This window comes from Dyella sp. 05T440 (genome assembly GCF_056395965.1).
Map to the genome: position 1 here is coordinate 155,887 of NZ_JBFTKN010000007.1, position 25,084 is coordinate 180,970.

27 protein-coding genes are annotated in these 25,084 nt (G+C 64.2%); 9 read left to right on the top strand and 18 right to left on the bottom strand.

Annotation, left to right across the window (positions count from 1 at the left end; all coding sequences use genetic code 11):
- Positions 1 to 19: 19 nt before the first annotated feature.
- The 4 genes from AC1DE1_RS11525 to AC1DE1_RS11540 all read right to left on the bottom strand — a co-directional run bounded on the left by AC1DE1_RS11525 (position 20) and on the right by AC1DE1_RS11540 (position 2,992).
- Positions 20 to 499 (bottom strand): OsmC family protein, encoded by a 480-nt coding sequence (locus AC1DE1_RS11525; RefSeq protein ID WP_477177232.1) that lies wholly within the window; start codon positions 497 to 499, stop codon positions 20 to 22.
- Positions 496 to 1,119: an FMN-binding negative transcriptional regulator gene (locus AC1DE1_RS11530; protein WP_477177233.1), complete on the bottom strand. Its 624-nt coding sequence runs from the start codon at positions 1,117 to 1,119 to the stop codon at positions 496 to 498. The genes AC1DE1_RS11525 and AC1DE1_RS11530 overlap by 4 nt, the downstream gene beginning before the upstream one ends.
- Before the next feature lie 2 nt (positions 1,120 to 1,121).
- Positions 1,122 to 2,129 carry an N-acetylornithine carbamoyltransferase gene (locus tag AC1DE1_RS11535; RefSeq protein WP_477179092.1) on the bottom strand — a complete coding sequence of 336 codons (1,008 nt, stop codon included), beginning with the start codon at positions 2,127 to 2,129 and terminating at the stop codon, positions 1,122 to 1,124.
- 326 nt (positions 2,130 to 2,455) lie between these two features.
- Positions 2,456 to 2,992 carry a glycine zipper 2TM domain-containing protein gene (locus AC1DE1_RS11540; protein WP_441604306.1) on the bottom strand — a complete coding sequence of 179 codons (537 nt, stop codon included), beginning with the start codon at positions 2,990 to 2,992 and terminating at the stop codon, positions 2,456 to 2,458.
- A gap of 231 nt (positions 2,993 to 3,223) precedes the next feature.
- On the opposite strand from AC1DE1_RS11540, the gene cysS reads away from it, so the two are divergent.
- Positions 3,224 to 4,612: a cysteine--tRNA ligase gene (gene cysS / locus AC1DE1_RS11545; RefSeq protein WP_477179093.1), complete on the top strand. Its 1,389-nt coding sequence runs from the start codon at positions 3,224 to 3,226 to the stop codon at positions 4,610 to 4,612.
- A 682-nt stretch (positions 4,613 to 5,294) separates the two neighbouring features.
- A complete protein-coding gene (locus AC1DE1_RS11550) occupies positions 5,295 to 5,735 on the top strand; it encodes a SufE family protein (protein ID WP_441604308.1) in 441 nt (146 codons plus the stop codon).
- Between the two features lie 111 nt (positions 5,736 to 5,846).
- On the opposite strand, the gene dksA is transcribed toward AC1DE1_RS11550, so the two are convergent.
- The gene (dksA, locus tag AC1DE1_RS11555) at positions 5,847 to 6,953 is read right to left on the bottom strand and encodes an RNA polymerase-binding protein DksA (protein ID WP_477177236.1); all 1,107 of its coding nucleotides are present in this window, start codon (positions 6,951 to 6,953) and stop codon (positions 5,847 to 5,849) included.
- Positions 6,954 to 7,078: 125 nt separating this feature from the next.
- On the opposite strand from dksA, the gene yidD reads away from it, so the two are divergent.
- Together yidD and AC1DE1_RS11565 are read left to right on the top strand one after the other, a co-directional pair.
- Positions 7,079 to 7,339 carry a membrane protein insertion efficiency factor YidD gene (gene yidD / locus AC1DE1_RS11560; protein ID WP_441604310.1) on the top strand — a complete coding sequence of 87 codons (261 nt, stop codon included), beginning with the start codon at positions 7,079 to 7,081 and terminating at the stop codon, positions 7,337 to 7,339.
- The gene (locus tag AC1DE1_RS11565; RefSeq protein WP_477177237.1) at positions 7,329 to 8,666 is read left to right on the top strand and encodes a dihydroorotase; all 1,338 of its coding nucleotides are present in this window, start codon (positions 7,329 to 7,331) and stop codon (positions 8,664 to 8,666) included. Before yidD ends, AC1DE1_RS11565 begins: the two co-directional genes overlap by 11 nt.
- A gap of 162 nt (positions 8,667 to 8,828) precedes the next feature.
- Here AC1DE1_RS11565 and AC1DE1_RS11570 read toward each other — a convergent pair whose 3' ends face one another.
- The 8 genes from AC1DE1_RS11570 to efp all read right to left on the bottom strand — a co-directional run bounded on the left by AC1DE1_RS11570 (position 8,829) and on the right by efp (position 15,042).
- The gene (locus AC1DE1_RS11570) at positions 8,829 to 9,290 is read right to left on the bottom strand and encodes a YbaY family lipoprotein (protein ID WP_477177238.1); all 462 of its coding nucleotides are present in this window, start codon (positions 9,288 to 9,290) and stop codon (positions 8,829 to 8,831) included.
- Between the two features lie 70 nt (positions 9,291 to 9,360).
- Positions 9,361 to 10,314 carry a GTP cyclohydrolase FolE2 gene (folE2, locus tag AC1DE1_RS11575; RefSeq protein ID WP_477177239.1) on the bottom strand — a complete coding sequence of 318 codons (954 nt, stop codon included), beginning with the start codon at positions 10,312 to 10,314 and terminating at the stop codon, positions 9,361 to 9,363.
- Between the two features lie 117 nt (positions 10,315 to 10,431).
- On the bottom strand, positions 10,432 to 11,271 hold the full coding sequence (locus tag AC1DE1_RS11580) for a squalene/phytoene synthase family protein (protein WP_477177240.1): 840 nt from the start codon (positions 11,269 to 11,271) through the stop codon (positions 10,432 to 10,434).
- Positions 11,268 to 11,939: a phosphoglycolate phosphatase gene (gene gph / locus AC1DE1_RS11585; protein ID WP_477177241.1), complete on the bottom strand. Its 672-nt coding sequence runs from the start codon at positions 11,937 to 11,939 to the stop codon at positions 11,268 to 11,270. Before gph ends, AC1DE1_RS11580 begins: the two co-directional genes overlap by 4 nt.
- On the bottom strand, positions 11,936 to 12,658 hold the full coding sequence (gene ubiG / locus AC1DE1_RS11590) for a bifunctional 2-polyprenyl-6-hydroxyphenol methylase/3-demethylubiquinol 3-O-methyltransferase UbiG (RefSeq protein ID WP_441604316.1): 723 nt from the start codon (positions 12,656 to 12,658) through the stop codon (positions 11,936 to 11,938). Before ubiG ends, gph begins: the two co-directional genes overlap by 4 nt.
- Before the next feature lie 31 nt (positions 12,659 to 12,689).
- The gene (locus AC1DE1_RS11595; protein WP_441604317.1) at positions 12,690 to 12,944 is read right to left on the bottom strand and encodes a YciI family protein; all 255 of its coding nucleotides are present in this window, start codon (positions 12,942 to 12,944) and stop codon (positions 12,690 to 12,692) included.
- Positions 12,945 to 12,954: 10 nt separating this feature from the next.
- The gene (locus AC1DE1_RS11600; RefSeq protein WP_477177242.1) at positions 12,955 to 14,295 is read right to left on the bottom strand and encodes a TRZ/ATZ family hydrolase; all 1,341 of its coding nucleotides are present in this window, start codon (positions 14,293 to 14,295) and stop codon (positions 12,955 to 12,957) included.
- A gap of 177 nt (positions 14,296 to 14,472) precedes the next feature.
- Positions 14,473 to 15,042 (bottom strand): elongation factor P, encoded by a 570-nt coding sequence (gene efp / locus AC1DE1_RS11605; RefSeq protein WP_441604319.1) that lies wholly within the window; start codon positions 15,040 to 15,042, stop codon positions 14,473 to 14,475.
- A gap of 81 nt (positions 15,043 to 15,123) precedes the next feature.
- Here efp and epmB point away from each other — a divergent pair, with 81 nt between their 5' ends.
- Entirely contained in the window at positions 15,124 to 16,134 is a 1,011-nt protein-coding gene (epmB, locus tag AC1DE1_RS11610) for an EF-P beta-lysylation protein EpmB (RefSeq protein WP_477179094.1), read from the top strand.
- A 152-nt stretch (positions 16,135 to 16,286) separates the two neighbouring features.
- Positions 16,287 to 18,329, top strand: coding sequence for an EAL domain-containing response regulator (locus tag AC1DE1_RS11615; protein WP_441604321.1), 2,043 nt, complete (start codon positions 16,287 to 16,289; stop codon positions 18,327 to 18,329).
- Positions 18,330 to 19,032: 703 nt separating this feature from the next.
- Here the strand turns inward: AC1DE1_RS11615 and rplS are convergent.
- The 5 genes from rplS to ffh all read right to left on the bottom strand — a co-directional run bounded on the left by rplS (position 19,033) and on the right by ffh (position 22,551).
- Complete coding sequence (gene rplS, locus AC1DE1_RS11620) at positions 19,033 to 19,425, bottom strand: 50S ribosomal protein L19 (protein ID WP_204635229.1); 393 nt, start codon at positions 19,423 to 19,425, stop codon at positions 19,033 to 19,035.
- 27 nt (positions 19,426 to 19,452) lie between these two features.
- A complete protein-coding gene (trmD, locus tag AC1DE1_RS11625) occupies positions 19,453 to 20,220 on the bottom strand; it encodes a tRNA (guanosine(37)-N1)-methyltransferase TrmD (protein WP_426271161.1) in 768 nt (255 codons plus the stop codon).
- Between the two features lie 33 nt (positions 20,221 to 20,253).
- On the bottom strand, positions 20,254 to 20,769 hold the full coding sequence (gene rimM / locus AC1DE1_RS11630; protein WP_441604322.1) for a ribosome maturation factor RimM: 516 nt from the start codon (positions 20,767 to 20,769) through the stop codon (positions 20,254 to 20,256).
- Between the two features lie 2 nt (positions 20,770 to 20,771).
- Positions 20,772 to 21,026 carry a 30S ribosomal protein S16 gene (rpsP, locus tag AC1DE1_RS11635; RefSeq protein ID WP_109125566.1) on the bottom strand — a complete coding sequence of 85 codons (255 nt, stop codon included), beginning with the start codon at positions 21,024 to 21,026 and terminating at the stop codon, positions 20,772 to 20,774.
- A 142-nt stretch (positions 21,027 to 21,168) separates the two neighbouring features.
- Positions 21,169 to 22,551 carry a signal recognition particle protein gene (gene ffh / locus AC1DE1_RS11640; RefSeq protein WP_441604323.1) on the bottom strand — a complete coding sequence of 461 codons (1,383 nt, stop codon included), beginning with the start codon at positions 22,549 to 22,551 and terminating at the stop codon, positions 21,169 to 21,171.
- A gap of 172 nt (positions 22,552 to 22,723) precedes the next feature.
- On the opposite strand from ffh, the gene AC1DE1_RS11645 reads away from it, so the two are divergent.
- The 3 genes from AC1DE1_RS11645 to AC1DE1_RS11655 are packed head-to-tail and all read left to right on the top strand — an operon-like array spanning position 22,724 to position 25,033.
- On the top strand, positions 22,724 to 23,542 hold the full coding sequence (locus tag AC1DE1_RS11645) for a cytochrome C assembly family protein (RefSeq protein WP_477177244.1): 819 nt from the start codon (positions 22,724 to 22,726) through the stop codon (positions 23,540 to 23,542).
- A 10-nt stretch (positions 23,543 to 23,552) separates the two neighbouring features.
- Entirely contained in the window at positions 23,553 to 24,413 is an 861-nt protein-coding gene (purU, locus tag AC1DE1_RS11650; RefSeq protein ID WP_441604325.1) for a formyltetrahydrofolate deformylase, read from the top strand.
- Between the two features lie 11 nt (positions 24,414 to 24,424).
- Positions 24,425 to 25,033, top strand: coding sequence for a glutathione S-transferase family protein (locus AC1DE1_RS11655; RefSeq protein WP_477177245.1), 609 nt, complete (start codon positions 24,425 to 24,427; stop codon positions 25,031 to 25,033).
- Positions 25,034 to 25,084 lie beyond the last annotated feature (51 nt).

Consider the following 25,084-nt stretch of genomic DNA (forward strand, 5'->3'; position numbering starts at 1 on the left):
AGGCTAAACGGATAAAGGATTACTTGGATTCAATCACGATGCGCGGTTCCACGCGCACCGGAAAATTCACTGAATTGGCAATAAAACAGCCGTGGTGTGCAGCATCGTGCGCCGCCTCGGCCTTGGCCGGATCGCTGTCGGCGGTGATGGTGACCACCGGATGGAGCACCACCTCGGTGAAGTGACCGCCATGCGTGTCGGTCTCCATCGTGCCTTCGGCGCTATCGGTGTATGCCGTCACCACTACGCCGGCCAACACCGCCTGATGCAGGTAGGACAGCATGTGACAGGTAGACAGTGCCGTCACCAGCATGTCTTCCGGGTTGACCTTGCTGGCATCGCCGCGAAACATCGGATCGGACGAGCCCTCGATGGTCGGCTTGCCCTCGATGCGAATCTCGTGATCGCGACCATAGCCCTGGTAAGTCTTGGTGCCGGTGCCCTGATTGCCAGTCCAGGTCACATCGACCTTGTAGTGGTGCTGATGCGTGTGGCTCACGAGCTTCCCTCTTCCTGTTTGGACATGAGTGCGGCCAGCTCCGCATCGCCGCGGCCGGCGCGCTGCCCGAGGCCAGCCACCACACCGGCGCGATTCGCCGCCGGGTGGTTCTGGTTCAACTTGAACTTGCCTTCGATGCGCTCGATGGAAATTTCCAGCCCGGAGATGGCGCGCAGCATCTTTTCGATGTGATCTTCGGGCGCGTCGGAGACATGCCAAGGCGCAGGAAGACCGGCCTCGTGACGATCGGTCAGACGCTCCAGCAACTCGCGCAGCCAAGTAGTGTCTTCGATCACGCGCAGGCGGCCATGCACATGCACCACGGCGTAGTTCCAGGTGGGCACTTCGCGATGGGTTTCCTGCTTGCTCGGATACCAGTTGGGACTGATATAGCCGTCCGGACCGCGAAAGATCACCAGCACTTCGGCCCCGTCCAAGCGCGCCAGTTCATTGCCGCGCGCGACATGGCCGTGCAATTTTCCATCCACCAGTTCAATCGGCAGATGATTCGCTGCGAGGCCGTCCTCGCCCTCCACCACCACGGTCGCGAACGGATAGGCACGCATCAGCGCGTGCAGCGCCTCGCTGTCCGTCTGCTTGAAGTACGCGGGCTGGTACATGCTCAGGCCTGGCCGATCAGCGAGGCCATCACTGCCTTCTGCACGTGCAGGCGGTTTTCGGCTTCATCGATCGCGATGCACGCGGGCGAATCCATCACCGCGTCAGTAGCCTTGATATTGCGGCGCAGCGGCAGGCAATGGCTGAAGAGGCCGTTGTTGGTCAAGGCCATCTTCTGCTCGTCCACGATGAAGTGCTTGTGTGCATCGCGGATCGGCTTTTCCTGCTCCCAGCGACCGAAGAACGGAAGCGCACCCCAGCTCTTGGCGTAGACCACGTCAGCACCGCTATAAGCCTCTTCGATGTTGTGGCTCACCTTCAGCGAACCGCCGTTTTCCTTGGCGTTCTGATAGCCGAATTCCATGTAGCGCTCATCGAGCACGTAGTCCGGCGTGGGGCAGAGCAAGGTCACGTCCATGCCCAACTTGGTGGCGATCAGCAGCGCGGAATTGGCCACCGCCGTGTTGAGCGGCTTGGGGTGATAAGTCCAGGTGAGCACGTACTTCTTGTTCTGCAGGCTGCCCAGGTGTTCCTTCATCGCCAGCGCGTGCGCGAGCTCCTGGCACGGGTGGGTGATGGTTTCCATATTGATCACCGGCACCGTCGCGTACTTGGCGAACGCCTTGATCACGTTGTCCTGGCGATCCACCTGCCAGTCCTGGAATTTCGGGAAGGCGCGCACGGCGATCAGGTCCACATAGCGCGACAGCACGCGCGCCACTTCGGCAATGTGCTCTTCGGTATCACCGTCCATCACCGTGCCTACTTCAAACTCGATCGGCCACGCGTCTTTGCCCGGCGCCAGCACGATGGCGTGGCCGCCCAGATGGAAGGCGCCGAGCTCGAAGCTCGTGCGCGTGCGCATCGACGGGTTGAAGAACATCAGCGCCACCGACTTGCCGGCCAGTTGCTGCCCGCGCGGCGAGCGCTTGAAGGCAGCAGCCTGCTCGAGCAGTGCGTCGATCTCGGCACGGCTGTAATCCTGGGTGGTCAGAAAGTGGCGAAGCGTCATGAGGGAGTTGCCTTTGTCCAATCGTCGGAATCCGGAAACAAAAAAACCCGGCTGCTAGCCGGGTTTTATCGTCGATACACGTGAAACGCGTGCGACAGCCTACCCGGCCATAGAGCGGCGCAGCGGTCGGCGAGCACGCGACGTCATCCCAGCGGCCATGCGGGCGCTAGTGAGGACAGTGGCGGTATAGACGGCTGCGGACATGGATGTTCCGGGAGGTTGAATCGTGATGATGACGGGATTTTCGCTGCCATGCAACAACGAATGCCCCTGATCGCGGCACCCGACACCAAATCGCCGCCCGGAGGCGGCGATAGACGGGGATCTCAGTCGGCGGGAGAAACGCTTACCCGCACGCGCAGGCGCTCGCCGGGGTCGTAATTGAGCCGGGACAGGTACACCTCGCCCCGATAACGATATTCCACGTCGTAGCCCATGATGCGGCGCTGCTCGCTCACCGCCGCCACCTGGCGGCAATGGGTTTCGGTGGACTCGTACTCGCCACCGCCGGACTGGGTGGCGCTGTTGCCCACCGCGCCGCCGGCGACCGCACCGGCCACCGTGGCCGCCGTGCGGCCATTGCCGTGACCCACCGTGCTGCCCAGCACGCCACCGACCACGGCACCCAGGATGGTGCCCGCCGCCGAGCCCTGGCTGGGCGCCTGGCGCACTACTTGCTGGTCATAGCATTCCTGGCGCGGCACTTCGGTACGGGCCACGCCATACACGGGATCGACGCGCAGCACATCCGCCCAACCGTAATGGGTGTTGTCGTCATTTTGATTCTGATAGCGCGCATCCTGCGCAAATACGCCAGTGGTCATTACGGACAGCACGAGCGCAGGGAACAACCACTTGGTCATTACGACCTCCGCAGGAAGCAATTCGGGCGCATCTCTGCACCTCATAGCATCCATTGCAGCAAATTCACGCTGAATCGACGCTTAGAGCTTTTCTTACGCTGCCTGCCCCTGTCCGGCCTACCGCTGCCAGAGCAGTCCCTATCCCCAGCGGAGGCCCCTGCGGCTTGTTAAGATGCGCGACCGGCTTGCGCCCGCCTGGCGCCTGCTCCCACCGTCCGGACCACCCGACCGATGCCGATTTCGCTCCACAACAGCCTGACGCGCCGCGTAGAAACGTTCACCCCGCTCGACCCGGAACGGGTCACCATGTATCTGTGCGGACCGACCGTCTACAACTACGTGCACATCGGCAACGCGCGTGGGCCGGTGGTGTTCGACGTGCTGGTGAAGCTGCTGCGGCGCCATTATCCGAAGGTGGTGTACGCCCGCAACATCACCGACGTCGACGACAAGATCAACACCGCCGCCCAACAACTGGGCGTGGGCATCGAAAGTATCACCACCCGCTACGCCCAGGCCTATCGGGAGGACATGGCGGCGCTGGGCATTGCGCCGCCGGACGTGGAGCCGCACGCCACCGCTCACATGCCGCAGATGATCGCGATGATCGAGCGCCTGATCGCCAGCGGGCATGCTTATGCCGCCGAAGGGCACGTGCTGTTCTCGGTGGATTCGTATGCCAGGTATGGCGAGCTCTCGGGCCGCGATCCGGAAGAATTGCTGGCCGGCGCCCGCGTCGAGATCGCCCCGTACAAGCAGAATCCGGGCGACTTCGTGCTGTGGAAGCCCTCCACCCCCGACCTCCCCGGCTGGGACAGCCCATGGGGCCGCGGCCGCCCTGGCTGGCATATCGAATGCTCGGCGATGAGCGAAGCCCACCTGGGCGACACCATCGATATCCATGCCGGCGGCGTCGACCTGCAATTTCCGCATCACGAGAACGAGATCGCCCAGAGCACCTGCGCCCATGGCGGCAAGGTGTTCGCACGCTACTGGCTGCACAACGGCATGCTCACCTTCAGCGGCCGCAAGATGTCCAAGTCGCTGGGCAACGTGATGCTGGTGCACGAACTGCTCAAGGAACACGCGCCCGAAGCCCTGCGCCTGCTGCTCCTGCGCGGCCACTATCGCCAGCCGCTGGACTGGTCCGACACCGCCATCGCCCAGGCCATCAGTACCCTGGATGGCTGGTACCGCGTCTTGCGCGACCTGGTCGATGTGGAAGTGGACACCAGCGCCCTCCCCATTCCCGCCACGGTGGAAGCCGCCCTGTGCGACGACCTCAACACTCCGCAGGCGCTCGCTGAGCTGTCCCAGCTCGCTGATACCGCGCGCCAGGCTGGCAGCGAGGAAGAACGCCGCAACGCCAAGTCCGCCCTGCTCGGCGCCGGCGCCGTACTCGGCCTGCTGCAGCAGGATCCCGAGGCGTGGTTCAAGCAGACCAGCGGCGCCACCGAAGTGGATGCATCACGCGTCGAAGCCCTGCTGGAAGAACGCCGCACTGCGCGCGCCAGCAAGGATTTCAAGCGCGCCGACGCTATTCGTGAAGAGCTCACGGCAATGGGCGTGGCCATTGAAGATGGCGCGCAGGGGACGCGGTGGAGTGTGGTGAAGGGGTGAGGTGAAGGGTCAATTCTTCGCTCTTTGCCCCAAACCCTCTCCTAGAACCCCCTCGCGAACACCCGGCGGAGCGGTAAACCCCAGCGCTGCGGTCGCGCACAAGTGCGCTCCTACAAGGGAGGGCGCAGGTTCGTGGATGGCGGATCAATCTTGCCGGTCGGCTTCTTTGTGGGAGCGCACCCTGTGCGCGACAAACCTACGGAGCGGCACACCGCAGCGTGGCTGTCGCGCACAGGGTGCGCTCCCACAGACAAGCGCTAGGCGCGGCACCAAGTGCGGCACGTGCGAGCCCAAGCCAAAGCGAAGCGAGGCCCCGCTTTAAGTCCTCAGCGATTCGGGCGCGTTGCGCAGCGCTTGGCAGTACCCGCTGTGTACCCTCGGAGGTTGTCCCACGACGGCGCACCTCGAGCGTTCGGGCTTATCCCAACACGATGCTGCGGGCGTCATCAGGCCATTTTCTTTGGGTTACTTTTCTTTTGGGCCAGCAAAAGAAAAGTGACTCGGTCGGCGGCAGCCGATCGAAACGCCCGCCGCGTCCCACAGGGACTAGCTTCGCGTCGTAGGCGGCACGCTGGCGGAGAGGCGACAACCGGAGACTGACGAAACTGGATCCCGGCCTGCGCCGGGATGACGAGCGAGGCTCAAAACAGCGAGAAACCCCCAAAAGCGCGATAATCCCCCTATGAGTGCCCTCGCCCCCTCCAGCGCCCAACAAGCGCAACAAGAAATCGTCGACGAATTTGCCTTCTTCAGTGATTGGACCGAGCGCTACCAATACCTGATCGACCTGGGCAAACAACTCCCCGCCTTCCCCGAAGCGCTGAAAATCGAGGAATACCGCGTGCACGGCTGCCAGTCGATGGTGTGGCTGGTCCCCAGCGGCGATGCGAACAACCTGCATTTCCAGGCCACCAGCGATTCGGCCATCGTGTCGGGCCTGATCGCCCTGGTGCTGCGCGTGTATTCGGACCGCTCCGCGCGCGACATCGTCGCCACCGAACCGCGCTATATCGAAGCGATCGGCCTGGCCAAGCATCTTTCGCCCACGCGCTCCAACGGCCTCGCCGCGATGCTGGCCAAGATCAAGGCGTACGCGGCGGCCAGTCTGGGCGACAACAAGTAGCCACCACGGCGCGCACCAAGGCACAGCCGACACTGGCCGGCCTGTGGCCAAACAACAAAGCCCCGCACGAAGCGGGGCTTTGTCTATGACATCAACGTCGAGCGCGCGACCTCAGTCGCCCATCTGCTTCTGCAGATGTTCGCGGCGTTCCTGCGCATCCAGCGACAGGGTGGCGATCGGGCGGGCGTCGAGGCGCTCCAGGCCGATCTCTTCGTCGGTTTCCTCGCAGTAGCCATATCGACCTTCTTCGATACGGCGCAGCGCCTTGTCGATCTTGGAGATCAGCTTGCGGTAGCGGTCGCGCGTGCGCAGTTCCAGCGAGTTTTCGGTCTCGCGGGTGGCACGCTCGGCCTCGTCGCCCACGTCACGCACCTCGTCACGCAGGTTTTCCATCGTCTGACGCGACTCTTCCACGAGTTGCTCACGCCATTCGCGCAACTTGTTGCGGAAGTACGCGAGGTGCTTGGGGCTCATGTACTCCTCGTTGTCGTTGTTCGAGGGGCGATAACCCTTGGGCAGGTCGATCAGGGTCGTGGAAGGCAGCGCATAGCGACCGTCTTCGCGGGTGATGCCATTGTCGAGAGTTGCGGTTTTATTCATCGAGGACTGCTGGGCTTTCTGAGTTTTGATAGGGGTATGACGAGCGGTTGCGCTGGCCACTTTGCCCGAGAAGGGCGACGTCGCCGGCTTGCTCGGCTCCTTGTGGGTCACTGCAACCGCCTTCGGAGCCAGCGCTGACTGCCTGGCAGCGGGAGGCTGCTTGGCAGGGGCGGCGCTGGCAGCCGGCTTGGCGGGTGCTGGCTTGGCGGCCGTCTTGGCCGGTGCGGGAGCCGGCTTCACCGGCTTGGTCACCGACCTGGGCGGCTGCTTCTTGGCGGGCGCCGCAACCTTCTTGGCGACCGGCTTTTCAGTTTTCTTGGCGACGACCGGCTTTTTGACCGGAGCCGCCTTCTTGGCTACTGGCTTGGGGGCGGGCTTCTTGGCGACGCTCTTGGCCGGAGCCTTGGCGACCGCCTTCTTGACGGCAGGCTTGCTGGCGGCGACCACCTTCTTCGCCGGCGCTGTCTTGGCAGCCGGTTTCTTGGCAGCAGCGGCCTTGGCCGGTGTCGAACTTCGCCCGGCGGCTGGCTTCTTGCCGGCCTTGGCGTCTTTCACCTTGCCGGCAGGCTTTCCCTTCTGCGGCTTGGTGGCTGAAGCACTACGCGTCGTTTTCGCCATTTCCCTTCACCATTTTAGCCTTGGCGGCCGGGTGTTATAGCCCATGCGGCTTACACCAGCAACCGTGCTTCTGGAATACTTGCGACACTACAAGCCGCAAGCTGTTTCGGCAGCGTCAAACCGTCGTGACCCGACTGATACTTTTACTGCTCAGCTTCTACAAGCGCTGGCTAAGCCCCCTGCTGGGTCAGCGCTGCCGCTTCCATCCCAGCTGTTCCGATTATGCACGGATTGCGGTTGTGCGCTTCGGTCCGCTCAAGGGTGGCGCACTTACCGGCTGGCGTCTATTGCGCTGTCAACCTTTGTGCGAGGGCGGTGAAGATCCCGTGCCGGAGCACTTTACTTTCCGTCGTTGCCGCACCCCAGGAGATAACCATGTCCACTGACTGGCTGATCAAGAACGCCGAACTGGTCAATGAAGGCCGCCGTTTCCACGCCGACGTCCGCGTGAAGCAAGGCCGCATCGAGGCCATAGCCGGCGATCTGGATGCCCGCCCCGGCGAAAAAGTGGTCGATGCCAGCGGCCTGTGGCTGTTTCCCGGCATGATCGACGACCAGGTGCACTTTCGCGAACCGGGCCTGACCCAGAAGGCCGATATCGCCCACGAGTCGCGCGCCTGCGCCGCCGGCGGCATCACCAGCTTCATGGAGATGCCCAACACCAAGCCGCCTGCGCTCGATCGCGAGACGCTGGAGGCCAAATACGCACTGGGCGCGCAAAACTCGGCCGTGAACTACGCCTTCTACATGGGCGCCAGCAACGACAACCTCGAAGCCATCAAGAGCCTGGACCCGCTCGCCGCGCCGGGCATCAAGGTGTTCATGGGCGCTTCCACCGGCAACATGCTGGTGGACAACCCCGAGGTGCTGGATGGCATCTTCAAGTACGCCCCCACGCCGATCATCACGCACTGTGAAGACACGCCGATGATCGACGCCAACCTAGCCAAGGCGCACGAGAAATACGGCGACGACATCCCGGCCTGGGAACACCCGCTGATCCGTTCGCGCGAGGCCTGCATCAAGTCCACCCGCCTGGCCATCGAGCTGGCCAGGCGGCACAACAGCCGGCTGCATGTGCTGCATATTTCCACGGCGGACGAACTGGCGCTGTTCCAGCCGGGTCCGCTCAAGGGCAAGCGCATCACCGCGGAAACCTGCGTGCACTTCCTGCATTTCGATGATCGCGACTACGAGCGTCTGGGCTTCCTGATCAAGTGCAACCCGGCGATCAAGACCTCGGCCGACCGCGAGGCCATCATCAAGGCGCTGGCCGAAGGCCGCCTTGACGTGCTGGCCACCGACCACGCGCCGCACCTGCTGGAAGAGAAGCACCAGCTCTACGACAAGGCGCCGAGCGGCCTGCCCTTGGTGCAGTACGCGCTACAGGCGGCACTGCAGCGCGTGTTCGAAGGCAAGCTGACGCTGGAGCGTGTGGTGGAAGCGGTGACGCATGCGCCGGCCACCTTGTTCGACGTGAAGGAGCGCGGCTATCTGCGCGAAGGCTATGCGGCGGACCTGGTTCTGGTCGATCCGAACAAGCCGCACACCGTCACCCGCGAGGAAGTGCTGTCCAAGTGCGGCTGGACGCCGTTCGAGGGCTACACCTTCAACAGCTCGATTGCGGCCACGTTTGTGAACGGCCAGCGCGTTTGGGATGGCAGCAGCGTCGACCAGAGCGTGCGCGGACAGCGACTGAGTTTTAGCCGCTAATCTCCTCGAGCGTCCATCTCCCTCACCGTCATTCCGGCGCAGGCCGGAATCCAGTAGCGAACCCGTTGAGTTATCGCGATAGCCCACATTCTTGAAAGGCTTCGCGAAAACCTGATACAGCGGCCACTGGATTCCGGCCTGCGCCGGAATGACGAGCCAGGGTTACGGCATGGCCTTGAGCGTGATGCTCACGGGACCATTCTCGCCGGAGCGGCCCAGCACGCTGGTGCGCGTGTCGTTGATGGCGAGCAGCTTGTCGCCCTGCTGCAGGCGAACGCCAATCGCGAAATCCACGCCGTCCTTCAGTTCAGCCGGGTCATAGCTCAGCATGAAATCCACCGGCGATGCCCCGACCGGCTGGATGCGATCTTCCGCCACCACCCGTGCCGCCACATCCTGACGGCTCACATCGGCCAGCGTCACGATCAACACCGCGTCCACAGGTATCGCCTGCGGCAGGTCGTAGCGCACGTCGCCCACCAGGGTTTTCATCAATGCCTGGTGCACGGGAGCCGCAGGTGCGGCGGTCGCCGTCGGCGCGTCTTCCTTGTGGTGGTGCGAGAACATCGAGCAGGCGGACAGCGCGAGCACGCTGACGGCCAGCAAGGGAAGACGAAACGACATGCGACTCTCCATGGGGGAAGGCCCGGTGACGGGCTCCCGCCATGCTATCAGGCCGCCGTTAAAGCAAGGCTCAGGCGCAGCCCTTGCCCGCGTAACCGCCTTCTACGCCCTTGCTGGCATAGGCGACGGCATCGTGCGGATGCAGGCTTTCCTGGTGCTCCACGCGGATATGGAAGTCGCTCAGCGCCTTGTCGACGTCCAGCGCCTTCTGGATGCGGCGCGCCGCGTCCTCGCAGAACATCAGGTTGCCGCCATTGGCGAGCGCGAACGCCTGCTCGTCTTCGCGCTTCACCGCGGTTTGCACGGGCGTGCCCAGCGATTGTTCGGTGACATCGATCAGGTCGATCAGGTTGAAGGCGGCGCCTGCCGCCGGACGCACGCGCAAGCGAGCGACGCTGCGCTGGGCGTGCGGCGTGGCCACGATACCTTTCTCACTGCCCAGCCAGGCCAGCACGGCGCTGTGATCGAGCGGCTTGCCCGCCTCGAAATCCTTGGCGAACTGGTCCTGGATCAGCTGGCGCGACAGCGCCGCAGAAGCCGGACAGGTCGACGAATAAACAATCTCGGTACCGAACTCCAGCAGGAATTCGTCGCCGATCATGCTCGCCTCGATGGTCACCGGATACGAACGCCAACCGCTGTTGGCGCTGCGCAAGGCGGGACGACGCACCAGGTGCTCAAAGCGGATGCTGAGGCAGGCGCGATCGGAGAGATCCTTGTGCGATTCCAGGAAACCGCGCAGCAGATCGCGCAGGGTATCGGTGCCGAGCGTCTTGCTGCTCAGCGCCTCCTCCACCTGCAGGTAGAGACGCGACATGTGGATGCCACGCTTGTCCGGGCGACGCAGATTGACGAAGGCGCCGACGCGCGCGCTGGCGCGCTGCACGTCGCCGTCGCCGGCATCGAAACGCACCGGCACCTCGATGCCATCCATTCCCACCCAGTCCAGCTCGCCGACGAGATGCGGCTGGGCATGGACTGCCACGTCGGGCAGCAGGCGGGCGGTGTTTTCCTCGGTGTACATGGGTGAATCCTATGTGGTCCGACTGGCGGTCTTAGCGCCTGGGAGACCTCAATTTTGGGGCACCATCGGTGCCTCGCAATAGTGGCGCACGGGAAACGCTGCGTCCGGAGCGTTCTCTCAACCTTTCGCGCGTTGCCAGGCACGCGCGGCCTGCCAGGCTTGCCAGGTCACGCCCAGCCCCTGCCTGCCTTGCCCCTTGCGCAGCACATCGAGCGGATCGGCGGCCTTGCGCGCCGTGGCGACCAGGGCACGTCCCTGGCGCGATTCCAGCCCGCGGAAGGCGCTCAATGGTCCCGGCAGGCGCTCGGCATCACGCCAGGCGGCTCCCAGATCGTCCAGCTGCGCGCGCACGGCGGCGTTGCGCAGATCGCTGGATTCACGCAATTGCTGGCGGCTCAGGCCGAATTTCGCCAGGCGCGACATCGGCAGTGCGAGGCGGTCGCGATCGACGTCCTCCTGCAGGCGCAGCAGCGAATACAGCAGATGCGACAGTGTTGCCACGCGCGTTGCCCGCGCGCTGGATGCCTGGTCGCCAAACCACCAGGCGGTTTCCAGATCGGCCAGGGCACCGTGCAACAGCGAGCCGGCCGCGATCTGAGCCGGGAAATCCGCTGCCGTGCCCTCTTCCAGTTGCCCCATCGCCGCCAGCACCGGAGCGACCCAGCGTTCCGCGGCAATCTCGTGCGCGCGGTCGCTGTCGAACAGCACCTGGGTCAAGGGATGACGCCCGCCACTGGCCGCCGCGCCGGATAGCTCCTCGGCCCACCAGTTGAGTTTGCTGGCCGCCACGTGCGGCTCGCGTATGCCGTAGGCCGCCGCGAGCAGTTCCTGCTCAAGCGCCGCCAGCGCGATATGGCCGGGATAGCTGTTCTGATCGACGAATGCCAAGGCAATGCGCTGCTGCGGCTGCACGGCCAGCCACTTGTCGATATAGCTCTGCAGCGCAGTGCTGCTCACGCAATCACCTTCAGGCGGCCAGTGAGCTCGGACGGATGATCGACCACCAGGTCCGCGTTCCACTCGGACGGATCGCCACCATCCAGATAACCCCAGCGCACGGCCACGGTGTATAGGCCCGCCGCCGCGCCCGCCAGCACATCGCGGCGATCATCGCCCACGAACAGGCAGCGCGACGGCTCAAGCCCTGCACGCTCGCACGCCAGCAACACGGGCGCGGGATCGGGCTTCTTCACCGGCAAGGTGTCGCCGGACACGACCGCCGCCGCGCGCGGCGCCCAGCCGATGCGCACCAGCAGATCGTCGGTAAGAAAACCTGGCTTGTTGGTCACCACGCCCCAGCGGATGCCCTGCGACTCCAGCGACGACAACAGCTCATCCACGCCCTCGAACGGACGCGTGTGCTCGGCCATCATCACCTGGTAAAGCTCGAGATAACGCGGCAGCAAGGCCGCCAGCGCGGCATCATCGATATCGGGAAACGCACAGCGCAGGATCGCCCGCGAGCCGCGCGAGACAACTTCGCGCACCATCGCATAGGGCGGCGCGGCCACCTGCATTTCCTCGCACTGTGCCTTCAGCGCGGCGTAGAGATCGGGAGCGCTGTCGAGCAAGGTGCCATCGAGATCGAACAGCACGCCCTGGATGTTTTCGGGAAATGACTTCATGCGGGCTTTCGTGCGCTGATCAGGTAATTGACGGCCGTGAGGCGGCTCAACCACGCCTTGCGGCTGATCGGGTTGTAGCCCAGCCCCGAGACGTCATCGACTTCCAGTCCGGCATGTCGCATCAAGCGTCCCAGTTCCGACGGCTTGAGGAATTGTGCGTAGTGATGCGTGCCACGCGGCAGCATGCGCATGATGTATTCCGCACCGAGAATCGCCGCGCCGAACGCGGCCGGCGTGCGATTGAGCGTGGACATCACCACCACGCCGCCCGGCTTCACCATGCGTACCAGGTCGCCGACCAGGGCAGCCGGATCGGGCACGTGCTCGATCAGTTCCATGCAGCACACGGCGTCGAAAGTTTCCGGCTCGGCGGCAGCCAGTTCGGCCGACGACTGCACGCGATAGTCGATGTCGAGATTGGGCGTTTCCAGTCGCGACTCGTGCATGTGCAGTCGCGCGATCTCGATCACCTTCTCGCCCAGATCGATACCGGTGACGCGCGCGCCGGCCTTGGCCAGCGCCTCGCTCAGCAGGCCGCCGCCGCAACCGACATCGGCCACGCGCGCGCCGCGCAGATCCAGCCGATCGGCGACATAAGCCGCGCGCACCGGGTTGAGATCATGCAGCGGACGGGACTCGCCATCGGGATCCCACCAGCGCGCCGCGAGCTTGCCGAAGCGGGCGATTTCCTCAGGACTGACATTGGTTGCGGCTTGCATCGAAAGCATCCTTCAAAGCTGTGCGCGGAGCTTAGCGCGCGTTCCATTCGTAGACGGTGATGTCCCAGCCGCCACGGGTGTGGGCCGGGTCCTGGTGGACGATGGCCAGGGCCTCGTCCATGTCGACTGCACGCACCAGATAGGCGCCGCCGGACTTGTCGCCGAAGGCACCCGTCATTTCCAGACGGCCGCCGGCGCGCAAGCCTTCAATGAAATCCTTGTGCGGCTGCACGATGGCCGGATCGAAATCCGCGCGTCGCATCATCATCACCAGATAGCGGTTCATCGCGCCCCTCTCAACCCGCATCGATCGCGGCGATGCGTTCGCGCCAGGCATGCGTCTTGGCGAGCACGGCGTCGGTGTCGATATCGGTGAGGAAGCGGCCGGCCAGCTTGCGCACGCCGTTGATCCACACGTCGGTGACCTGATGGCGGCCGACGGCATAGGCGAGCTGCGAGGCGATGTGGAACAGCGGCTGCGTTTCCAGATCGGACAGACGAACAGCGGCCAGATCGGCCTGCTTGCCCGCTTCGATGGAACCGATGCGATCTTCCAGACCCATCGCGCGGGCGCCGTTGAGGGTGGCCGCACGCAGCGCATAGGCCGCATCGAAGGCCGCCGCATCGTTGGCCACCGCCTTGGCCAGGAACGCGGCCGTTCGCATCTCGCCGAACATGTCCAGGTCGTTATTGGAGGCGCAGCCGTCGGTGCCAATGGCGACATTCACGCCGGCCTGGCGCAGCTTCTCCGCCGGGCAGAAGCCCGAGGCGAGCTTGAGGTTCGATTCGGGGCAATGCACCACGGATACGCCCGCTGTTGCGCAAGCCTCGATTTCCGCGTCGTTGAGCTGGGTCATGTGCACGGCGATCAGGCGATCGTTGACCAGGCCGAGCTTCTGCAGTCGCTGGAACGGGCGCAGGCCACTCTTGGCCTTCTCTTCTTCCACTTCATGCGCGGTTTCGTGCGTGTGCAGATGCACCTGGATGTCGAGTTGATCGGCCAGCACGCGGATGCGTTCAAAGCCTTCGTCCGACACGGTGTACGGCGCATGCGGCGCAAACGAGGTGCTCACCAGCGCATCGCCGAGGAAACTGTCGTGCACTTCGATGGCACGATCGAAATATTCGTCCTGCGTCTTCGCCCAGGCCGTAGGGAAATCGATCACCGGCAGACCAACCACGGCACGGAAACCCATGCGGCGATAAGTGGCGCCAATCACGTCCGGGAAGAAGTAGTTTTCGTTGGCGCAGGTGGTGCCGCCGCGAATCATCTCGGCCACCGCCAGTTCCACGCCATCGCGTACGAACTCCGGCCCGATCACCTGGCCTTCGACCGGCCAGATGTGCTTCTGCAGCCACACCATCAGCGGCAGATCGTCGGCGAGGCCGCGCAGCAGCGTCATCGGGTTGTGCGTATGGGTATTGATCAGACCCGGGATCAGCACGTGCTCGCCCAGCTCCACGCGCTCACGCGGTGCATAGGCGGCGCGCGCATCGGCAATCGGCAGCAAGGCCACGATGGCGCCTTGATCCACCGCCACGGCGTGATGTTCGAGCACCACGGCATGCGGTTCCACCGGTACGATCCAGCGCGCTTCGATCAACAGGTCGACGGTTTGCGGGGCGGTCTGGCTCATCCGATAGCTCGCTCTTCTTGTGTTGGATACGACATGGGGCGGATCACCTTGCGGTGGCCGCCCCATGATTGCCTGACTTCGTTACCGCTCAGGCTTCGTCATTATTCCCGCGCACCTGCCAAACAGGGACCACAGGCATGACGCAATGGCAGGCCGCGCAAGGCGCGGGCCGATACGTCACTTGCCGACGCGGCTGACGTATTCGCCCGTGCGGGTGTCGACCTTGATCATTTCATCGGTGCCGACGAACAGCGGCACGCGGACCACCGCGCCGGTTTCCAGCGTGGCCGGCTTGCCGCCGCCGCCCGAGGTGTCGCCACGCACGCCCGGATCGGTCTCGGTGATCTTCAGTTCGACGAAGTTCGGCGCCTGCACGGAGATGATTTCGCCGTTGAACAGCGTCACCACGCACTCTTCCTCGCCCTTCAGCCACTTCACGGCATCGCCCATACCAGCCTTGTTGGCCTGGTGCTGCTCGAAGGTTTCCTGCTGCATGAAGTGCCAGTACTCGCCGTCGGAATACAGGTACTGCATATCGGTGTCGACGACGTCGGCGACTTCGAAGCTGTCGCTGGACTTCATGGTCGATTCGCTGGTGCGGCCGTTCTTCAGGTTGCGGATGAAGATGCGGGTGAACGCCTGACCCTTGCCGGGCTTGATGAAATCGGCGTCGGTAATGACCCAGGGGTCATTGTTGTGAAGGATCTTCATTCCCTTCTTGACGTCGTTGAGACCGGCGGTGGCCATGCTGAACTCCAGATGTGACGCCGCCCGCAGGCAGCTAGAATAGGTGGTTTCCCGGGCACTGGGCCCGTTTCAAGACCCATTATGATAACCGCAAGCCATGCCGCCCGCCTATCTGTGCCCGGACCCGACTGGCGCACGCTGTGGCGTGAGGCCGTCACCGATCCGCAGGAATTGCTGGCCCTGGTAGGGCTGGAAGCGCTGGCCCACCGGTTGCCGGCAGACGATGCCGGCTTTGCCGTGCGCGTGCCGCGCGGCTTCGTGGCCCGCATGCGCCATGGCGATCCGCTCGACCCCCTCCTGCTGCAGGTCCTGCCCCAGCTGGCTGAGCTGGACCAGGTGCCGGGGTTCGGCGTGGATGCGGTGGGCGACATGGCCGCCCGTTCGGCCCAAGGCGTGCTGCACAAATACGAAGGGCGCGCCTTGCTGATCGCCAGCGGCAGCTGCGCCATCAACTGCCGCTACTGTTTCCGTCGCCACTTCCCCTATGGCGACGAGATGGCCGCCGCCGGCCAGTGGCGCAAGGCGCTGGAGCACGTGCGCCAGGACAGTTCCATCAGCGAGCTGATCCTCTCCGGGGGCGACCCGCTGTCGCTGGCCACCACCAAGCTGGACGAGCTCACCCGCGGCCTGGCCGAGATTCCACACGTGACCCGCCTGCGTATCCACACCCGTCTGCCGGTGGTGCTGCCCGAGCGCGTCGACGAGACCTTTGGCCGCTGGCTGGGCGAGCTGCCGCTGCAGAAGGTGGTGGTGCTGCATGCCAACCACGCCAACGAATTCGATGCGTCCGTTGATGCCGCCTGCGCCCGCCTGCGGGAGATGGGCGCCACCGTGCTCAACCAGTCGGTGCTACTGCGCGGCATCAACGACGACGCCGACACCCTGGCCGCCCTGTCCCAGCGGCTGTTCGCGGCGGGCGTGCTGCCCTATTACCTGCATCAGCTGGATCGCGTGCAGGGGGCGGCGCAGTTCGAGGTCGACGATGCCCGGGCCCTCGCCCTGGTCGACGCCATCCGTCAACGCCTGCCGGGCTATCTCGTTCCCAAGCTGGTCCGCGAGGTGGGCGGCGAGGCATCGAAGCGGCCCCTGTAACAGAAGGCCGGCACAGTTGTGGGCCGCGTCACTCCCGGAACAATTCCGCTGGCAGTGACCGGAAGAATCCGTTACAACCACGGATGGCACGCGCCCTGCTGACACGGCAGGTATCAGCAGCAGCGGCGAACAACGGATAGCTCGACGAGCCCATGAAAACCGACCAGGTCATAAAGATACTTTTCATCGAAAAGTCAGTCGAAGACGCGGAACAGATCATCAGCCTGCTGCGCAACAGCGGCATCGCGGTTCGACCGGCACGCGCCACCAGCACCGAGCAGATCACTGCCGCCCTGGACGAGCTGGGCCCTGACATCGTCTTGTTCGACCCATCGGTGGGCACCCTGGAGCTGCGCGAGGTGTCGCGCATGCTCGATGCCCACGGCCGCGACCTCTCGCTGATCGCACTGGTCGGCCAAGTGGACAACGCCACCATCACCGAGCTGTTCGTCAACGGCGCCCGCAGCGTCGCGCTGCGTCCGCAGCCCAAGCAGCTGATGGCGGTGATCCAGCGCGAATTCGATGCGCTCAATGCGCGCCGCCAGTTGCGCCGCCTGGAAACCGCGCTGCGCGAATCCGAGCGCCGCTGCGATGCGCTGCTCGATTCGTCCACCGACGCCATCGCCTATGTGCACGAAGGCATGCACGTGCGCGCCAACCAGGCCTATCTGGACACCTTCGGCTATACCGAGTTCGATGACCTGCTCGGCCTGCCCGTGCTGGACATGATCAGCCCGAACGACGCCGACGAATTCAAGAACACCCTCAAGGGCCTGTCCAAGGGCGAGAAAGTCAACGGCGCCATCGAGCTGCAGGCGCGCCGCGCCGACGCCACCAGCTTCAAGGCGAGCGTGGAATTTGCGCACGCCATCTTCGAAGGCGAGCCCTGCCTGCAAGTGGTATTCCGCCGCCATATGGTGGACGCCAACGTCATCGAACAGCTGCAGCGCGATCCGGTCACCGGCCTGTTCAACCGCTCGCGCATGCTCGAATGCATCGATGAAGCGGTGGCCGCAGCCACCCAGGGCACCAAGGGCCAGTCGCTGCTGCTGATCGAGCCTGACAACTGGCAGAGCATCGTGGCAGGCGTCGGCCTGTCCAAGGCCGACGAGCTGCTGGCCGCTTTCGCCAATCGCGTGGAAGGCCAGCTCACCGCCCAGGACACCGCCGGCCTGCTGGCGGAACACACCGTCGGCGTGCTGCTGCACACCCGCAACGACGAAGGCATCAAGCAGTGGATTGCCGGCCTGCAGCAGGCCATCGCCGGGGGCATCTTTGATCTCGGCTCGCGCTCCATCACCATCACCGCCAGCATCGGCGGCAGCCTGCTGGGCGAGCGCAACGCCAATACCGAACTGCTGCTTAACCAGGCCAGCCAGGCCCTGCGCAACGCGCAGAGCCAAGGCGGCAATCGCAGCGACCTGCATGATCCGGCGGCCCGCGAAAAGGCCGACGAAGAGCGCGAGCGCTACTGGCTGGGCGTGATCGACCAGGCGCTCATTCAGAACGAATTCGTGCTGTACCACCAGCAGACGATCAGCCTGCAGGATGCCGAAGGCGAGTTCTCCGAAATCCTGCTGCGCCTCAATGGCCCGCAGGGAGAGGTACTCCCCGGCTTCTTCATGCCGATCGCCGAAAAGCACAACCTCACCCCGGCGATCGATCGCTGGGTGCTGAACCAGGCGATCGAACATCTGCGCGCCCGCGATCGCATGGGCCAGCCGACGACGTTCTTCGTCAAGCTCACCTCCGGCTCGCTGGAAGACAAGGCGCTGCTTCCCTGGCTGGGCGAACGCCTCAAGCAGGCCGCGCTCAAGCATGGCCAGCTCGTGCTGGAAATGACCGAGAGCAAGGTGGTGACCGCCCTGCGCCCGGCGCAGGAATTCATCCAGGCCTGGCAGAAGTTGGGCGGCCAGTTCGCGCTCGAGCAGTTCGGCTCAGGCCTCAACTCGTTCCAGCTGCTCAACCACATCAATGCCGACTATCTGAAGATCGACCGCAGCTACATGGCCGACCTGCCGCAACAGCAGGAAAGCCAGAAAAAGGTGGCCGACATCTGCCGCCAGGCACGCGAGCTGAAAAAACAGACCATCGCCGAATGGGTGGAAGACGCCGCCAGCACCTCGCTGCTGTTCGCCTGCGGCGTCGACTTCGTACAGGGCAACTTCCTGCAGGAGCCGCAGCGGTTGGCTTGAGGGGGCTCAGTCCCAGGGCGGCCTTTCAAAAAAGCTCGCCTGATGAAGTCACACCGCGAGCACCCGCCCCTCACCACCGTAAAGGTGGCAATGCCCCAGCCCTCTCCCCTGCGGGGAGAAGGGAGAAAAAAACTGTGGGAGCGCACCCTGTGCGCGACAAACCTACGGAGCGATACATCCCAGCGTGGCTGTCGCGCACAGGGTGCGCTCCCACAGGTAAATCGCAAGGGTGACCTCGACGCGCTGACCAAAGCGACGCGTAGCGAGCCCCGCTTTAAGTCCTCAGCGATTCGGGCGCGTTGCGCAGCGCTTTGAACTACCCGCTGTGTACCCTCGGAGGTTGTCCCATGACGACGTGCCTCGAGCGTTCTGGTTTATCCCAACACGATGCTGCGGGCGTTATCAGGCCATTTTCTTTGGGTTACTTTTCTTTTGGGCCAGCAAAAGAAAAGTGACTCGGTCGGCGGCAGCCGATCGAAACGCCCGCCGCGTAGGCGGCATGCTGGCGGAGAGGCGACGACCAAACACCGAGGCTCTGGATGACCAGCCATTCGGCTGTTGAAGGGCGCTTCCGGCCTGCGCCGGGATGACGAGCAGAAATCAGGTCTCTTCGGACGGCGGGCCAAAAAAGCCCAAACAAAAACCCCGCGGATCGCTCCGCGGGGTTTCGTCGAATCGAATCGAATCGAAAGAGGCGCCCGAATTACTCGGCAGCAGCCTTCTTCTTCGCAGCCTTGGCGGCGGACACAGCAGCCACGTCTTCTTTGATGCGGGCAGCCTTGCCTTCCAGGTTGCGCAGGTAATACAGCTTGGCGCCACGCACCTTGCCCTTGCGCTTCACTTCCAGCGAGTCGATGGCCGGGCTGTGCGCCTGGAACACGCGCTCCACGCCCGTGCCGTGCGAGATCTTGCGCACGGTGAAGGCCGAATGCAGGCCGCGGCTGCGCTTGGCGATGACAACACCCTCGAACGCCTGAACGCGCTCGCGGTTGCCTTCCTTCACCTTCACGTTGACCACCACGGTGTCACCAGGGCCGAATTCCGGCAGCTGGCGGGTGATCTGCTCGGCTTCGAACTGTTCGATGATCTTGTTCATGGCAACACCTGTCTAATTTCTGCGCCCTTAATGGGCCGTATCGTCGTGCCGCGTCTGCTGAGCATGCTCGCGGCGGAATTCGTCCAACAGCGCTCGGGATTGTGCATCCAGCGCGCGCTGCGCCAAAAGATCGGGACGCCGCAACCAGGTCCGTCCCAGCGATTGCTTCAGGCGCCAGCGACGAATGGCCGCGTGGTCGCCGGAGAGCAATACGTCCGGCACGTCTCCCAGTGCGTCATGCACCGGCTTTGCATAGTGCGGGCAATCCAGCAGTCCGTCCGAAAACGAATCCTGCTGCGCCGACTGCGCGTCATTCAACGCACCGTCCTGCAAGCGGCCCACGGCATCGATGATCACCGCGGCGCCAAGCTCACCGCCGGACAGCACATAATCGCCGATAGAAAGCTCTTCGTCGACCTCGTGCGCCAGCAGACGCTCGTCCACACCTTCGTAACGCCCGCAGAGCAAGGCGATGCGCGGCAACTTGGCCAGCGCTTCCACCCTACCCTGCGTCAACCTCGCGCCCTGCGGGCTGAGGTAGATCACATGCACCGGTTCCGGTGCGGCCTCGCGCACTGCCTTCAAGGCATCGCGCAAAGGCTGAATCAGCATCACCATGCCGGGCCCGCCGCCACAGGTGCGGCCGTCCACGGTGCGGTAATTGTCGGTGGCGAAATCGCGCGGGTTCCAGGTTTCCACCTGTAGCAGCTCACGCTGCTGGGCCCGCCCCACCACGCCAACGGCAGCACACTGACGCATGAAGTCGGGAAACAACGTGACGACATCGATGCGCATGATCCTCAACCCTTGATGCAGCGCGTGGCGCGCTCAGAATTCAGGATCCCAGTCCACCACCATGCGCCCGTCGGACAAGTCCACCGAACGCACATAAGATCCCTGGATGAAAGGCACCAGCCGCTCGCGCGTACCGTCCTTCACTACCACGACGTCGTTGGCGCCGGTTGCGAACAAATGACTCACTCGCCCCAGTGCCACGCCTTCCGTGGTGACGACCTCGAGACCTTCGAGATCGACCCAGTAATACTCATCCTTGCCAGGAGGTGGCAGCAGCTCGCGGGAGACATAAATGTCCTGCCCGACCAACGCTGCCGCCGTATCCCGGTCGTCCACTCCGGGCAGCTGGGCTACCAGCCCTTTGCCCTGCGGACGACCCTTCACTCCTGCGATCTCCGTTTCCGCACCCGGCGCCGAACTCAGCAGCCAGGGTTGGTACGTGAAGATCTTCGTGCGGGGCTCAGTCCAGGATTCGATCTTGAGCCAGCCCTGCACGCCGTACAGCCCGACGATGCGTCCCACCAGGACGCGCCGACCGGCTGCCGTCATACTCAGGCAGCCTGCTGCTTGCCGGCTTCCTTGACCAGGGCGGCGACCTTGTCGGTCAGCTGCGCACCCTTGCCCACCCACTCCTGCACGCGGGCAACGTTCAGCTCAAGGCGCTTGTCCTTGCCCGAAGCAACGGGGTTGTAGAAACCGACGTTCTCAATGCTGCGGCCGTCGCGCTTGTTGCGCTGATCGGTGACAACGATGTGGTAGAACGGACGGCCCTTGGCGCCGCCGCGCGAAAGACGAATCTTGACCATAAGTAAAAGCTCCAGAGTTGCCGGGATGCCGGCAGCACGCACTCAGCGGTGCGCGGTGAACGCGGCATTTTAATGAATTTTGAGGAAAAAGGAAGAGCTGGCAGGCAAATTCGGCCAGATTGACTGGCCGGGCTGTTCAGTCTCAGCGCATCGGGGGCAAACCACCGCCCATGCCGCCCATGCCCTTCATGGCGCCACGCATCTGGCGCAACAGGCCCTTGCTGCCGCCCTTGGAGAGCTTGGACATCATTTTTTCCATCTGCATGTACTGCTTGAGCAGACGGTTGACGTCGGCCGGCTGCGTGCCCGAGCCGCGCGCCACGCGGGCGCGGCGCGAACCGTTCAACAGATCCGGATGACGGCGTTCTTTCTTGGTCATCGACTGGATGATCGCGACCATGCGCTTGATCTCGCCATCGTTGACCTTGGATTTGACGCTGTCGGGCAGGCCCGATACGCCCGGCAGCTTGTCCATCAGGCCGGCCAGGCCGCCCATATTGGACATCTGCTCGAGCTGGTCGCGCATGTCGTTGAGATCGAAGCGCTTGCCCTTGATCACCTTCTCGGCGAGCTTCTGCGCCTTTTCCTGGTCGACCTTGCGCTCCACTTCCTCGACCAGCGACAGCACGTCGCCCATGCCAAGGATGCGCTGCGCGACGCGGTCGGGATGGAACGGTTCCAGCGCATCGGTCTTCTCACCGGCGCCAAGGAATTTGATCGGACGACCGGTGACATAGCGCACCGAGAGAGCCGCACCGCCGCGGGCGTCGCCGTCGGTCTTGGTGAGCACCACGCCGGTGAGCGGCAGTGCTTCGGCAAAGGCCTTGGCGGTAGTGGCCGCATCCTGGCCGGTCATGGAGTCGACCACGAACAGCGTCTCGACGGGCGTGATCGCGGCGTGCAACGCCTTGATCTCGGCCATCATCGCTTCGTCCACATGCAGGCGGCCGGCGGTGTCGACCAGCAGCACGTCGACCACTTCGCGGCGCGCCGCGGCAATCGCGGCCTTGGCGATATCCACCGGGTTCTGGCCCGCCTCGGACGGGAAGAACTTCACGCCGACCTGCTCGGCCAGCGTGCGCAGCTGCTCGATAGCGGCCGGACGATAGACGTCGCAGCTCACCACCATCACCTTCTTCTTTTTGCGCTCGGTGAGGAAGCGCGCGAGCTTGGCCACCGTGGTGGTCTTACCCGCACCCTGCAGGCCCGCCATCAACACGACGGCCGGCGGCTGCTGGGCAAGATTGAGCTCTGCATTGGCAGTGCCCATCACTGCCGTCAGCTCGTCGCTGACCACCTTCACCAGCGCCTGGCCCGGCGACAGGCTCTTCATCACTTCCTGGCCGACGGCACGCACCTTCACGCGCTCGATCAAGGCCTGCACGACCGGCAGGGCGACGTCGGCCTCCAGCAGCGCAATACGCACTTCGCGCATCGACTCGCGGATGTTTTCCTCGGTCAGGCGGCCACGGCCGCGCAAGCGGTTGACGGTGGTGGAGAGGCGTTGGCTGAGGGACTCGAACATGGTCAGGCCGGTGGGCGGAAAAGGTCGATTATAGCGGGATGGCAACCGCTGGTGCGGGCGTGGGGCGGGCCCGTTCAAATTGGGACGAGGGATGGCCGATCGCACGTCCCCAAACCATGCGGACGGCGCCCCGTCACAACGACGCGCCCCCTCTACCCACCCCAAAGGCCCCATGCCACACTCGCCCGCTATGGCCGCCACCGACCTTTTTGCCCTGCTCGCCATCGTGCTCTACCTCACCGCAGCGACGGCTTTGGCCCGGCCGCTGCTCGGAGGTGGGCAACCATTGAACCGCTCCGCGCTGCTGCTGGCTGGCAGTGCCGTGCTGCTCCACGCCGGCACCCTGCTGGGCGCCCATCGCGGCGCGCTCGACCTGCATTTCTTTTCCGCGCTGTCGCTGGTCGCCTGCGTGGTCTCGGCCTTCACCCTGGTGGTGAATATCTGGCGGCCGGTGGCCGCGCTCGGCGTGATCGTATTTCCGCTCACCGCCTTGCTGCTGGGGCTGGACATCTTTGCCGCTCCCGTCACGGCGCCGCTGCCGCTGGAATGGCAGATCAAGCTGCATGTCACGGTGGCGCTGCTGGCCTTCAGCGTGCTGTCCATCGCCGCGGCGCTGGCCATCCTGCTCGCCGTGCAGGAGCGCGCGCTGCGCCATCGCCAGGTGGGCACCTGGATGCGCGCGCTGCCACCGCTGACGCTGACCGAGACGCTGCTGTTCCGGCTGATCGGCGCCGGTTTCCTGCTGCTCACGCTCACCTTGCTCACCGGCATCCTGTTCGTGGACAACCTGTTCGGCCAGCACTTGATCCACAAGACGGTGCTGTCGATCATCGCGTGGCTGGTGTTCGGCACCCTGCTCATCGGCCGCTGGCGGCATGGCTGGCGTGGCCGTAGCGCGGTCAATCTCACCCTGGTGGGCATGGGCGTATTGCTGCTCGCTTTCTTCGGCACCAAGGCGGTGCTGGAACTGATTCTTCATCGGACGCCATGAAGCGCATGCCATGATCATTCCCGGCCAGTTCGTCCTGACACTCTCCTGTCCTGACCGCGCTGGCATCGTGGCGGCAGTGTCGAACCATCTGGCCGCAAACGGCGGCAACATCATCGAAGCGCAGCAATTCGGCGATGCCGAGACGGGCCGCTTCTTCATGCGCCTGGTGTTCGAAGACGCCGAACGCGACCTCGACGCGCTGAAGCCGGGTTTCGAGGGATTCGCCCAGCAACTGGGCATGCAATGGATGCTGCGCAATCGTGCGCAACGTCGGCGCGTGTTGCTGCTGGTGTCCAAGTTCGACCACTGCCTGGCCGATATTCTCTATCGCTGGCGGATCGGCGAGCTGCCGATGGATATCGCCGGCGTCATTGCCAACCATCCGCGCGAAACCTATCGCCATTTGGATCTCGACGGGATTCCTTTCCACTACCTGCCGGTGGACCGTGACAGCCGCGCCGACCAGGAAGGCGCACTGGCCGCACTGATCGAGCAATCGCAGGCGGATCTGGTGGTGCTCGCGCGCTACATGCAGATCTTGTCGCGCGAGCTGGTGCAAACGCTCGCTGGCCGCTGCATCAACATCCATCACTCGTTCCTGCCCGGCTTCAAGGGCGCCCGCCCGTATCACCAGGCGTACCGCCGCGGCGTCAAGCTGATCGGCGCCACCGCGCATTTCGTCACGGCCGAGCTGGACGAAGGCCCGATCATCGAGCAGGACATCGAGCGGGTCACCCACGCCGATACGCCGGAAGATCTCATTCGCATCGGCCGTGACATCGAGCGCCGTGTGCTTGCGCGCACGCTGCGCCTGTATCTGGACGACCGCGTCCTGCTCAACGGCAGCAAGACCGTCGTCTTTCATTCCTGACGGAGGTGTTCGTGGAACTGATCGGCATGCTCGATTCACCGTACGTACGCCGCACTGCCATTTCGCTGCGACTGCTGGGCATCCCCTTCACGCATCGCTCGATGTCGGTGTTCCGGCATTTCGATGAGTTCCAGCAGATCAATCCGCTGGTGAAAGCGCCCACGCTGGTGCTGGACGATGGCTGCATGCTTACCGAGTCGGGCCTGATCATCGACTGGGCCCAGGCGCAAAGCGATCGCGTCGCATTGATGCCGACGAATGCAGCCGACCGGCAACGCGCACTGCGCCTCACCGGTATCGCGCTCGCCGCCAGCGAAAAAGCTGTGCAGATCGTCTACGAAGACAAGCGCGATCCGGACAAGCGCGACGAAGGCTGGATCAATCGCGTCAAAGGGCAACTGCACGCGGCCCACGACTTGCTCGAGCGCGAGTTGCGTGGTGTCGACGGCTGGATCTTTGGAAGCGCACCAGGCCAGGCCGATGTGACCATCGCCGTTGCCTGGGGCTTCACGCAATTGGTGGCAGCCGATGTGATCGATGCGAAGGCTTATCCGCAGTTGGCGGCGTTTTCAGCGCGCGCTGAACTGCATCCGGATTTTGCGGCGCTGCCGCCTGTGTAAGGCGGCAGATCTACTGTGGGAGCGCACCCTGTGCGCGACAAGCCTACGGAG

What these genes read in the sequence shown, in the direction of transcription:
- ffh (WP_441604323.1), bottom strand. Translation starts at nt 22,551, where the DNA reads ATGTTCGAGTCCCTCAGCCAACGCCTCTCCACCACCGTCAACCGCTTG.
- cysS (WP_477179093.1), top strand. Translation starts at nt 3,224, where the DNA reads ATGCCGATTTCGCTCCACAACAGCCTGACGCGCCGCGTAGAAACGTTC.
- AC1DE1_RS11550 (WP_441604308.1), top strand. Translation starts at nt 5,295, where the DNA reads ATGAGTGCCCTCGCCCCCTCCAGCGCCCAACAAGCGCAACAAGAAATC.
- dksA (WP_477177236.1), bottom strand. Translation starts at nt 6,953, where the DNA reads ATGGCGAAAACGACGCGTAGTGCTTCAGCCACCAAGCCGCAGAAGGGA.
- AC1DE1_RS11595 (WP_441604317.1), bottom strand. Translation starts at nt 12,944, where the DNA reads ATGAACCGCTATCTGGTGATGATGATGCGACGCGCGGATTTCGATCCG.
- AC1DE1_RS11600 (WP_477177242.1), bottom strand. Translation starts at nt 14,295, where the DNA reads ATGAGCCAGACCGCCCCGCAAACCGTCGACCTGTTGATCGAAGCGCGC.
- AC1DE1_RS11570 (WP_477177238.1), bottom strand. Translation starts at nt 9,290, where the DNA reads ATGTCGTTTCGTCTTCCCTTGCTGGCCGTCAGCGTGCTCGCGCTGTCC.
- AC1DE1_RS11645 (WP_477177244.1), top strand. Translation starts at nt 22,724, where the DNA reads ATGCCACACTCGCCCGCTATGGCCGCCACCGACCTTTTTGCCCTGCTC.
- rimM (WP_441604322.1), bottom strand. Translation starts at nt 20,769, where the DNA reads ATGACGGCAGCCGGTCGGCGCGTCCTGGTGGGACGCATCGTCGGGCTG.
- AC1DE1_RS11540 (WP_441604306.1), bottom strand. Translation starts at nt 2,992, where the DNA reads ATGACCAAGTGGTTGTTCCCTGCGCTCGTGCTGTCCGTAATGACCACT.
- epmB (WP_477179094.1), top strand. Translation starts at nt 15,124, where the DNA reads ATGATAACCGCAAGCCATGCCGCCCGCCTATCTGTGCCCGGACCCGAC.
- rplS (WP_204635229.1), bottom strand. Translation starts at nt 19,425, where the DNA reads ATGAACAAGATCATCGAACAGTTCGAAGCCGAGCAGATCACCCGCCAG.
- AC1DE1_RS11535 (WP_477179092.1), bottom strand. Translation starts at nt 2,129, where the DNA reads ATGACGCTTCGCCACTTTCTGACCACCCAGGATTACAGCCGTGCCGAG.
- ubiG (WP_441604316.1), bottom strand. Translation starts at nt 12,658, where the DNA reads ATGCAAGCCGCAACCAATGTCAGTCCTGAGGAAATCGCCCGCTTCGGC.
- AC1DE1_RS11615 (WP_441604321.1), top strand. Translation starts at nt 16,287, where the DNA reads ATGAAAACCGACCAGGTCATAAAGATACTTTTCATCGAAAAGTCAGTC.
- gph (WP_477177241.1), bottom strand. Translation starts at nt 11,939, where the DNA reads ATGAAGTCATTTCCCGAAAACATCCAGGGCGTGCTGTTCGATCTCGAT.
- AC1DE1_RS11565 (WP_477177237.1), top strand. Translation starts at nt 7,329, where the DNA reads ATGTCCACTGACTGGCTGATCAAGAACGCCGAACTGGTCAATGAAGGC.
- efp (WP_441604319.1), bottom strand. Translation starts at nt 15,042, where the DNA reads ATGGCCACCGCCGGTCTCAACGACGTCAAGAAGGGAATGAAGATCCTT.
- trmD (WP_426271161.1), bottom strand. Translation starts at nt 20,220, where the DNA reads ATGCGCATCGATGTCGTCACGTTGTTTCCCGACTTCATGCGTCAGTGT.
- rpsP (WP_109125566.1), bottom strand. Translation starts at nt 21,026, where the DNA reads ATGGTCAAGATTCGTCTTTCGCGCGGCGGCGCCAAGGGCCGTCCGTTC.
- purU (WP_441604325.1), top strand. Translation starts at nt 23,553, where the DNA reads ATGATCATTCCCGGCCAGTTCGTCCTGACACTCTCCTGTCCTGACCGC.
- folE2 (WP_477177239.1), bottom strand. Translation starts at nt 10,314, where the DNA reads ATGTACACCGAGGAAAACACCGCCCGCCTGCTGCCCGACGTGGCAGTC.
- AC1DE1_RS11530 (WP_477177233.1), bottom strand. Translation starts at nt 1,119, where the DNA reads ATGTACCAGCCCGCGTACTTCAAGCAGACGGACAGCGAGGCGCTGCAC.